This is a genomic window from Pseudomonas sp. SDO5522_S412 (assembly GCF_054071215.1).
On the sequence record NZ_JBSVWQ010000206.1, the window covers coordinates 1 to 9,860 of the forward strand.

Annotated in this window: 10 protein-coding genes and 1 pseudogene; 5 read left to right on the forward strand and 6 right to left on the reverse strand. The window is 59.9% G+C overall.

Annotation, left to right across the window (positions count from 1 at the left end):
• Window positions 1-92: 92 nt before the first annotated feature.
• Window positions 93-953: a MurR/RpiR family transcriptional regulator gene (locus tag ACW9I6_RS26545; protein ID WP_173406104.1), complete on the reverse strand. Its 861-nt coding sequence runs from the start codon at window positions 951-953 to the stop codon at window positions 93-95.
• A 218-nt stretch (window positions 954-1,171) separates the two neighbouring features.
• Here ACW9I6_RS26545 and zwf point away from each other — a divergent pair, with 218 nt between their 5' ends.
• The 3 genes from zwf to ACW9I6_RS26560 are packed head-to-tail and all read left to right on the forward strand — an operon-like array spanning window position 1,172 to window position 4,021.
• A complete protein-coding gene (gene zwf / locus ACW9I6_RS26550; protein ID WP_003213023.1) occupies window positions 1,172-2,638 on the forward strand; it encodes a glucose-6-phosphate dehydrogenase in 1,467 nt (488 codons plus the stop codon).
• Window positions 2,625-3,338, forward strand: a complete 714-nt coding sequence (gene pgl, locus ACW9I6_RS26555) for a 6-phosphogluconolactonase (RefSeq protein ID WP_087693179.1) — start codon at window positions 2,625-2,627, stop codon at window positions 3,336-3,338. The genes zwf and pgl overlap by 14 nt, the downstream gene beginning before the upstream one ends.
• Before the next feature lie 17 nt (window positions 3,339-3,355).
• Window positions 3,356-4,021 (forward strand): bifunctional 4-hydroxy-2-oxoglutarate aldolase/2-dehydro-3-deoxy-phosphogluconate aldolase, encoded by a 666-nt coding sequence (locus tag ACW9I6_RS26560; RefSeq protein ID WP_003213027.1) that lies wholly within the window; start codon window positions 3,356-3,358, stop codon window positions 4,019-4,021.
• 99 nt (window positions 4,022-4,120) lie between these two features.
• Here ACW9I6_RS26560 and ACW9I6_RS26565 read toward each other — a convergent pair.
• From ACW9I6_RS26565 to ACW9I6_RS26575, 3 genes and pseudogenes are all read right to left on the reverse strand, one after another.
• A pseudogene (locus ACW9I6_RS26565) lies at window positions 4,121-4,228 on the reverse strand (outer membrane lipoprotein carrier protein LolA); the annotation flags it as partial.
• Window positions 4,219-5,400: an aminotransferase class V-fold PLP-dependent enzyme gene (locus tag ACW9I6_RS26570; RefSeq protein ID WP_134327216.1), complete on the reverse strand. Its 1,182-nt coding sequence runs from the start codon at window positions 5,398-5,400 to the stop codon at window positions 4,219-4,221. The pseudogene ACW9I6_RS26565 and the gene ACW9I6_RS26570, both read right to left, overlap by 10 nt.
• 12 nt (window positions 5,401-5,412) lie before the next feature.
• Window positions 5,413-5,649 (reverse strand): DUF3820 family protein, encoded by a 237-nt coding sequence (locus tag ACW9I6_RS26575; RefSeq protein ID WP_099585436.1) that lies wholly within the window; start codon window positions 5,647-5,649, stop codon window positions 5,413-5,415.
• 206 nt (window positions 5,650-5,855) lie between these two features.
• On the opposite strand from ACW9I6_RS26575, the gene ACW9I6_RS26580 reads away from it, so the two are divergent.
• Window positions 5,856-6,323 (forward strand): ferritin-like domain-containing protein, encoded by a 468-nt coding sequence (locus tag ACW9I6_RS26580; RefSeq protein ID WP_003213033.1) that lies wholly within the window; start codon window positions 5,856-5,858, stop codon window positions 6,321-6,323.
• A 55-nt stretch (window positions 6,324-6,378) separates the two neighbouring features.
• On the opposite strand, the gene ACW9I6_RS26585 is transcribed toward ACW9I6_RS26580, so the two are convergent.
• Together ACW9I6_RS26585 and ACW9I6_RS26590 are read right to left on the reverse strand one after the other, a co-directional pair.
• Window positions 6,379-6,849 (reverse strand): MaoC family dehydratase, encoded by a 471-nt coding sequence (locus tag ACW9I6_RS26585; RefSeq protein WP_003213034.1) that lies wholly within the window; start codon window positions 6,847-6,849, stop codon window positions 6,379-6,381.
• Between the two features lie 58 nt (window positions 6,850-6,907).
• Window positions 6,908-7,852, reverse strand: a complete 945-nt coding sequence (locus tag ACW9I6_RS26590) for an alpha/beta hydrolase (protein ID WP_003213037.1) — start codon at window positions 7,850-7,852, stop codon at window positions 6,908-6,910.
• Window positions 7,853-8,061: 209 nt separating this feature from the next.
• Here ACW9I6_RS26590 and fadD2 point away from each other — a divergent pair, with 209 nt between their 5' ends.
• Window positions 8,062-9,750 (forward strand): long-chain-fatty-acid--CoA ligase FadD2, encoded by a 1,689-nt coding sequence (gene fadD2, locus ACW9I6_RS26595; protein ID WP_457340026.1) that lies wholly within the window; start codon window positions 8,062-8,064, stop codon window positions 9,748-9,750.
• Window positions 9,751-9,860: the final 110 nt, after the last annotated feature.

Consider the following 9,860-nt stretch of genomic DNA (forward strand, 5'->3'; position numbering starts at 1 on the left):
CACATTAGACCGAGTTCCACTTTTGGAATGCAGTCGAATGTGGGAGCGGGCTTGCTCGCGAAGAGGCCGGCACATTCACAGTAGATTCGGGCCTAGTTGAATTCATCCCCAACCGGATACCGGCTGTCGTTCAAGCTCTCTTTGATCTTGCGCAAGTGCGGCTGGAAATCCACCCCGCGACGCAAGGTCATGCCCGTCGCCAGTACATCCAGCACCGTCAACTGAATGATCCGCGAGGTCATCGGCATGTAGATGTCGGTGTCTTCCGGCAACGGAATGTTCAGGCTCACCGTACTGGCCTTGGCCAGCGGCGAGTTTTCGGCGGTCACGCCCAGCACCGAGGCGCCGTTTTCCCGCGCAATACGTGCTACTTCCACCAGTTCACGGGTACGCCCGGTGTAGGAAATGATCACGAACAACTCCCCGGTGTGGGCCACCGAGGCGATCATCCGCTGCATCAGCACATCGGCGTGGGCCGTGACCGACAGGTTGAAACGGAAAAACTTGTGCAGCGCGTCCATGGCCACCGGCGCCGAAGCGCCCAGGCCGAAGAAGTGGATCTGCCGAGCCTGGATCAGCAGGTCGACGGCCTTGCTGATCAGGTTCGGGTCCAGGGCCTGGCAGGCGCTGTCGAGGGACGCGATGGCACTGCCGAAGATCTTCTGGGTGTAGGCCTCCGGGTTATCATCGGCCTCCACCGCGCGGCTGACATACGCCGCGCCGCTGGCCAGGCTTTGCGCCAGCTGCAATTTAAGTTCAGGGTAACCACTCACGCCGAACGAGCGGCAGAAGCGGTTCACTGTAGGTTCGCTGACCGAAGCGGCCTGGGCGAGGGCGGCGATAGAGAAGCGGGTCGCCTGCTGCGGGTTGAGCAGGATGACCTCGGCGACTTTACGTTCAGCCTTGTTCAGTTCTTCGAGGCGTTTCTGGATCTGTTCCAGTAGATTTCGCACGCGGTCCATTCATGTTTCCTTAGGGCGACGATGCAAATAAGGGTCGTCAACCAATCGACGAGCGGCCCTTTGCGGTGGCCTATCCTACTGAGGGTAGTTGAACACCACCACTCGGAATACGTTTTTCGGGAAAATGTTGTGGTTATTACTACATTTTTCCTTGAGTGATGCCTTAAAAAAAGGTATTTGTAGCTTAACTTGATAAAAGAACAAACATCATGCCTTCGATAACCGTAGAACCCTGCACCTTTGCCCTGTTTGGCGCCTTGGGTGATCTGGCGCTGCGCAAGTTATTTCCTGCCCTCTATCAACTCGATGGTGCGGGCCTGCTGCACGAAGACACGCGCATCCTGGCCCTGGCCCGTGAGGCCGGTTCCGAGCAACAGCACCTGGCCCACATCGAAAAAGAATTGCGTGGTTACGTTGGCAAGGAACTGGACGAAACCGTCGCCCAGCGTTTCCTGGCCCGCCTGACGTACCTGCACGTCGACTTCCTGAAGGCCGATGACTACGTCGCCCTGGCAGAGAACGCCGGCACTGAACAACGCCTGATCGCCTACTTCGCCACCCCGGCGGCGGTGTACGGCGCGATCTGCGAGAACCTGTCCAAGGTCGGCCTGGCGGAAAACACCCGCGTGGTCCTGGAAAAACCCATCGGTTCGGACCTGGATTCCTCGCGCAAGGTCAACGACGCCGTGGCGCAGTTCTTCCCGGAAAACCGCACCTACCGCATCGACCACTACCTGGGCAAAGAGACCGTCCAGAACCTGATCGCCCTGCGTTTTGCCAACAGCCTGTTTGAAACCCAGTGGAACCAGAACTACATCTCCCACGTGGAAATCACCGTGGCCGAGCAAGTAGGCATCGAAGGTCGCTGGGGCTATTTCGACAAGGCCGGGCAGCTGCGGGACATGATCCAGAATCACCTGCTGCAGCTGCTGTGCCTGATCGCCATGGACCCGCCCGCCGACCTGTCTGCCGACAGTATTCGGGACGAGAAGGTCAAGGTGCTCAAGGCCCTGGCGCCCATCAGCCCGGACGGCCTGACCACCCAGGTGGTGCGTGGCCAATACATCGCCGGCTACAGCGCCGGCAAGCCGGTACCGGGTTACCTGGAAGAAGAGAACTCCAACACCCAGAGCGACACCGAGACCTTCGTCGCCCTGCGTGCCGATATCCGTAACTGGCGTTGGGCCGGGGTGCCGTTCTACCTGCGTACCGGCAAGCGCATGCCGCAAAAACTGTCGCAGATCGTCATCCACTTCAAGGAACCGTCCCACTACATCTTCGCCCCCGAGCAGCGCTTGCAGATCAGCAACAAACTGATCATCCGCCTGCAACCGGACGAAGGGATTTCCTTGCGCGTGATGACCAAGGAGCAGGGCCTGGACAAGGGCATGCAACTGCGCAGCGGCCCGCTGCAACTGAATTTTTCCGACACCTATCGCAGCGCACGGATTCCCGATGCCTACGAGCGGCTGTTGCTGGAAGTAATGCGTGGCAACCAGAACCTGTTTGTGCGCAAAGATGAAATCGAAGCTGCGTGGAAGTGGTGTGACCAGTTGATCGCCGGGTGGAAAAAATCCGGTGATGCGCCCAAGCCGTACGCGGCGGGGTCCTGGGGGCCAATGAGCTCGATTGCACTGATCACGCGGGACGGGAGGTCTTGGTATGGCGATATCTGATTTGAAACTGCCTCAGGGCGTGACTGCCCATGAGTACCGCAACCCGGTGCTGCTGGCGGATGGCTTGGCCAATGACGTGGCCGAACAACTGCGCGCGGCCATCAGTGCCCGTGGCGAAGCGACCCTGGTGGTGTCCGGCGGCCGCAGCCCGGTGGCGTTCTTCCAGAACCTCGCCAAGCAAGGCCTGGACTGGTCCAAGGTGACCATCACCCTGGCCGACGAGCGCTGGGTGCCGGTGGAACATGCCGACAGCAATGCCGGCCTGTTGAAGAAGTATTTGCTGCAAGGCCCGGCGGCCAAGGCCAAGTTCCTGAGCCTGTACAGCGTCGCCGCCACCCTTGACGACGCTGCCGAGCAGGCCGATCGCCTGCTGGCCGAGTTGCCGACGATTGATGTGCTGGTACTGGGCATGGGCGACGACGGCCACACCGCGTCGCTGTTCCCCAACAGCCCGAACCTGGCTGAAGCGTTGAAGCCGGACGGCAGCCGTCGTTGCTGGCCGATGCTGGCGCCGACTGTGCCGCACCAGCGCCTGACCATGAGTCGCGCGCTGCTGGCCACCGCCCACTACACCGTGCTGTCGATTTCAGGCAGCTCGAAATTGACCACCTTGAGCGCCGCGCTGGCCAGTGACGACGTTGCTGCCATGCCGATACGCGCGTTTTTGCAACCTACTCTAGAGATTTACTGGTGCCCATGAGCCAAGGATCAGCCGCGATGAACAGCCCTCAACCTACCGTTTCCATGGCGGACAAAGTTGCCTTGATCGACAGCCTCTGCGCCAAGGCGCGGATCCTGCCGGTGATCACCATTGCCCGCGAACAGGACATCCTGCCGCTGGCCGATGCCCTGGCAGCCGGTGGTTTGACCGCACTGGAAGTGACCCTGCGTTCGCAGTTCGGCCTCAAGGCCATCCAGGTACTGCGTGAGCAGCGTCCGGAGCTGTGCACCGGTGCCGGTACCGTGCTGGATCGTCATATGCTGGAAGCGGCCGAAGTGGCCGGTTCGCAATTTATCGTCACCCCCGGGATTACCCGTGACCTGCTGGAAGCCTCGGTACACAGCTCGATTCCGCTGTTGCCGGGCATCAGCAATGCCTCCGGGATCATGGAAGGTTATGGCCTGGGTTATCGCCGTTTCAAGCTGTTCCCGGCTGAAGTCAGCGGTGGCGTGGCGGCGATCAAGGCCCTGGGCGGCCCGTTTGGCGAAGTGAAATTCTGCCCGACTGGCGGGGTTGGCCCGGCCAACATCAAGAGCTACATGGCGTTGAAAAATGTGATGTGCGTGGGCGGTAGCTGGATGCTTGATCCGGAGTGGGTCAAGAACGGCGACTGGGCACGCATCCAGGAAACCACCGCCGAGGCGCTGGCCCTGCTGGACTGATTGGATTTACCGAATCGTTGTTGCTGTGTTCTACGGCATTTTTGCGGTGCACTTGGTCGGTGTGCCGCTTTTTTTTGCCTGCGGAAAATGGCCCACTCCCACTGTAGGAGCGAGCTTGCTCGCGAAAAAACCGAGAGCACCGCTGGGTGTCAGGTTTCCCGTGTCATCGTTAACGACCTTCGCGAGCAAGCTCGCTCCTACAGTGATATCGCGCTCAGTTCGGTGATGGCTTTGATCAGCGCATGAATGTCTGCCGCTGACGTCAAAAAGCCTGGTGTCACCCGAATACAACTGCCGAACGAGGCCCCGCTGCGGGTTGTGGTGAAGAGGTTGTATTCCTTGAGCAGTCGGTCCGCCATCACCTGTTGATCCGGCTGATGAGTGAACTTGAACGACGTAATCGCGCAGTACAGCCGTGGATCATCCGGCGTCAGCACTTCAATCCCCGGCAACTGCCGCACCTCACTCACCCACAAATCCCGCAGGTAGTTGAGTCGGGCACCCTTGGCCTTCGAACCGCCCAACAAGCGATGCTCCTCGAACACCAGCGGCAAGGTCATCAACGCCGGGAAATTCGGCGTGCTGTATGGCGTGCGGGCACGTACATCGGTGGCCGGGTAATGAAACTCCCCCATGTCCGGATCAATGTCCGCCAACCGTTGCGGGTCGATATAAATAAAGCCCAGGGTCAACGGCGCACCGATCCACTTGTGCAGGTTGAAACCGGCAAACGCGATACCCAACTGTGCCAGGTTGAACTCGATCTGCCCCAGCGCATGGGCGCCATCGAGGATCACATCAATTCCATGTTCCCTGGCAGCGCCGGCAATCGCCTCCACCGGCATCACCAGCCCGGTGCGGTGAGTGACGTAGGTCAGTGCCAGCAGTTTCAGGCGGGGATAGCGCAGGAACGCATCGCGATACGTCTGCACCAGGCTGTCGAAACTGGCCGGGTGTTCGTGGGCAATCTCGATCACTTCTACACCGCGATTCTGCGCCAGCCAGCGCATGGCGCCCTTGACGGTGTCGTACTCCAGGTCGCTGATCAGCACCTGGTCGCCGGGCTGCAAGCGGTTGTAGTTGCGGATCAGCGACTGCAACGCATCCGAGGCGCAGCGGGTGAGGGCGATGGCTTCAGGATCGGCGTCCATCAACTGCGCCAACTGGTTACGGATCTCGACGTTTTCGCCCTGCTCGAAACGCTGGCGCACATGGATCGAGTTGCTGCGGTTGATGAAGGCGACGTTGTCCTGATACTGCTCAAGTACCGCGCGGCTCATGCGCCCGAAGTAACCGTTTTCGAGGTTGATCGGGCCGGGCTCCAGGTCGTAGCGCTGGGCGATGGCGTGCCAGTGTTGTTCGTCGCGGGTACTGTCCATGTGCGTGCTCTATTAATGACGAGGGGCGGGCTTGCCGTGCTTGGCGCGTAGGGGGTCCAGCAGTTCGGATAAACCGTTGTGGTCGATTTCCTGCATCAGGGCCAGCAACCCGCCCAGTTCACCATGGGGGAAACCTTCACGGGCGAACCAGTTCAGGTAGGGGCCGGGCAAGTCGGCAATGATCCGGCCCTTGTACTTGCCGAAGGGCATTTCGCGGGTGATCAGCAGTTCAAGTTTTTCAGGGTTCATTGCGGCTTCAGGTGTTTGAGTCGATGCCTTGGAAAATACAGGCATTCTGCATGGAGGCCAAATGACAGATCATGCAAATAAAGCGGATACAGATTTTTGTGTATTAGCTAACTTATTGAAATTTAAGTAATAAATTGTTTTTCAAAAGCTGGCACGGGCGCTGCAATTACTAATACACGTTTCTTAACCCGCGAAGGAATTGAAAAATGACTGATATCAACAAAGAATCGATCTCCGTACTCAACGACCTGATCGAGACCAGCAAAGACGGCCAGGAAGGCTTCAAGACCTGCGCAGAAGACATCAAGCACCCAGAACTCAAAGCCCTGTTTGCCAAACGTTCCGTTGATTGCGGTACCGCCGCTGCCGAACTGCAGACCGCAGTAAGAGCGCTGGGTGGCGATCCGGAAGATTCCGGCAGCGTCGCCGGTGCCTTGCACCGTGGTTGGGTCGACGTGAAGTCGATGGTGACCGGTAAAGACGAAGAAGCCGTGCTGAACGAAGCCGAGCGCGGTGAAGACCACGCACTGAAGGCTTACAAAGAAGCGATCGAGAAGATCAACAAGCACAACCTGCTGGGCATTCGTGACCTGGTAGAGCGTCAGTTCCACGGCGCGCAACGCAACCACGACCAGGTGAAAGCCCTGCGTAACCAGGCTCGCGCTCAGTCTTGAGCCCCGCCTGAATAAAAAAGCCCCGCAGATGCGGGGCTTTTTCATGGGCATTCGTTCAACCGATGCTGATGGCCGGCAGTTCGGTCAGGGTCACGGTCTGCTGCTTGCGTGGCGCGAGGATCTCGGCTTCGCCATCCACCACCAGTTCATCGCGCTGGTTGAATACGCGGGTGGCGATACGCACGCGGAATTTCGGCAGCTTCTCGAGGATTTCCAGACGCACGGTCAGGGTGTCGCCGATTTTGACCGGCTTCTGGAAGGTCATTTGCTGGCCGATGTATATCGTGCCGGGCCCAGGCAACTCGCACGCAACCGCCGCGCTGATCAGGGCGCCGCTGAACATGCCGTGGGCAATGCGCTCCTTGAACATGGTCGCCTTGGCGAATTCGGCGTCCAGATGCACCGGGTTGTGGTCGCCGGACATTGCCGCGAACAACTGGATATCGCGCTCTTCGACGGTCTTGCTGTAGCTGGCGGTCTGGCCGACTTCGAGGGCTTCGTAAGGCGTGTTGGTAACCTGGGTCATCAGTTGGTGCATCCTGTGGCTAATCAGAAATCTTAATATATTGATTTTAAACGAAAAATCATTCGCAGCGAGTAGGGCGGCGCAGCACTGCTGCCTGGGCCAGCCACGTCAGCACGTCGGCTGTGACCGCATCACGGTTGGTTTCGTTGAATAATTCGTGGCGCGCCTGTGGGTAAATGCTCAGTTCCAGGTGCTGGCAGCCGGCTTCGCGCAACGCGTTGGCCAGACTTTTGAGACGCTTGCCTTCACTGACCGGATCACATTCACCGCCCATTATCAGGATCGGCAGCCCCGGGTCTATCTGAGCGAGATTGGACGCTTTGCTGATTTGCTGCAAGCCGCCCAGCAGGTCGATCCACAGCTGGTTGGTGCAACGGAAGCCGCAAAGCGGGTCGCTGACGTACTTGTCGACCTCGGCCGGGTCACGGCTGAGCCAGTCGAAAGCGGTGCGATTGGGTTTGAACGCCTTGTTGAACGATCCAAATGACAGGAAATCAATCAGCGCACTGCGCCCGCGCAACCCCTGGCGCAGGCGTTCGACATGGGCAATCACCTTGGCCGCGCCGTACAGCGCCACCGGCTGGAAATTCGAGCCGCTGAGAATCGCCCCGTTAAGGCTCGCGCTGTGGTGCAGCAGGTACGCCTGGGCAATGTAGCTGCCCATGCTGTGGCCCAGCAGGATGATCGGCACCCCCGGCGCTTGCTGGCCGATATGCTGGTTGAGGCTCGCCAGGTCGCCCACCACCTTGTTCCAGCCGTCTTTCTCGGCGAACAGCCCCAGGGTGCCCTCGTCGGCGGTACGCCCGTGGCCGCGCTGGTCGGGGGCGTACAGGCCGTAGCCGGCATCACACAACGCCTGGGCCAGGCGGGCATAGCGGCCACTGTGCTCGGCCATGCCGTGGGCCAGCATGATCAGCGCCTTGGGCGGCCCGTCCGGCAGCCACTGGTTGACGTACACCCGACTGCGGTCATTCGCGGTCAGCCAGAAAGTGGTGTGGTTCATGGCGCTTCCTTTGCTCAGGGTCGTTGCAGTGTATAGCTCATTCACCGCAGGCCGCTGGATCAGCGCTGGCCTTGGCGGGGAGATTCACACAATCAATGACGCATCTTGTTGTATTTGCCTGATTGACCATAGCTGCTAACGTCCCCAAAGCTCCGCTTTCATCGCAACATCAAAAGCGGCCGGACCACTCAGGTAAGAGGACAAGAATAATGCAACCTGATTTCTGGAATGACAAACGCGCAGCCGGGGTTCCCAACGAGATCGACCTCACAGCCTATAAATCGGTGATCGAAGTCTTCGAGCGTTCCTGCAAGACCTTTGCCGATCGTCCGGCGTTCAGCAACATGGGGATCACCCTGACCTACGCCGAGCTGGATCGGCGCAGCGCCGCGTTCGCCGGTTACCTGCAGTGGCACACCGACCTCAAGCCGGGTGACCGCATTGCCGTGCAGATGCCCAACGTCCTGCATTATCCGATTGCCGTTTTCGGCGCCCTGCGCGCCGGGCTGATCGTGGTCAACACCAACCCGTTGTACACCCCGCGGGAAATGCGTCACCAATTCAAGGATGCCGGCATTCGTGCGCTGGTGTACCTGAACCTGTTTGGCTCGCGTGTTGAAGAAGTCAGCAAGGACACCGAGATCGAATACCTGATCGAAGCGAAGATGGGCGACTTCATGCCCGCTGCCAAGGGCTGGCTGATCAACACCGTGGTCGACAAGGTGAAGAAGATGGTCCCGGCCTATAACCTGCCGCAAGCCATCTCCTTCAAGCGCGCCCTGCGCATGGGCGCCCGCCAGGCACTCAACCGCCATCCGGTGACCCTCGACGACATCGCGGTGCTGCAATACACCGGCGGCACCACCGGCCTGGCCAAGGGCGCAATGCTTACCCACGGCAACCTGGTGGCCAACATGCAGCAAGTGCGGGCGTGCATGTCGCAACTGGGGGACGACGGCCATCCGCTGATCAAGGAAGGCCAGGAGGTGATGGTGGCGCCGCTGCCGCTGTACCACATCTATGCCTTCACCGCGAATTGCATGTGCATGATGGTATCGGGCAACCACAACGTACTGATCACCAATCCCCGGGACATTGGCGGCTTTATCAAGGAGCTGAAAAAGTGGCGCTTCACCGGGCTGCTGGGGCTCAACACCCTGTTCGTGGCCTTGATGGACCACCCGGACTTCAAGAGCCTGGATTTCTCCCACCTCAAGCTCACCAACTCCGGCGGCACCGCACTGGTCAAGGCCACGGCCGAGCGCTGGCAGCAACTGACCGGCTGCGCGATTGGTGAAGGCTACGGCTTGACCGAAACCTCACCGGTGGCCAGCACCAACCCCTATGGCGGCAAATCGAAGCTGGGCACCGTGGGCATTCCGGTGCCGGGCACGGCGATGAAGATCATCGACGACAACGGCGCGGAGCTGCCGCTGGGCGAGCGGGGCGAGCTGTGCATCAAGGGCCCGCAAGTGATGAAGGGCTACTGGCAGCAGCCGGTGGCGACCGCCGAGACCCTGGACGCCGAAGGCTGGCTCAAGACCGGCGATATAGCGGTGATCGACCCGGACGGCTTTGTGCGCATCGTTGATCGCAAGAAGGATCTGATCATCGTCTCGGGGTTCAACGTGTACCCCAACGAGATCGAAGACGTGGTGATGGCGCACCCGGCGGTGGCCAGCTGCGCGGTGATCGGCGTACCGGACGAGCGTACCGGCGAGGCGGTGAAGCTGTTTGTGGTGGCCCGTGCCCAGGGCGTGAGCCTTGAAGAGCTGAAGACCTACTGCAAGGCCAACTTCACCGGCTACAAGGTGCCCAAGCATATTGTGCTGCGTGAGTCGTTGCCGATGACGCCGGTGGGCAAGATCCTGCGGCGCGAATTGCGCGACATAGCCTGATTTGAAATAAGGTCAAAAAATGTGGGAGCGGGCTTGCTCGCGAAGGCGGTGTGCCAGTCAATACACCCCTTTCCCTACCCCCCGCTTTCGCGAACCAACCCCCCCCCCCC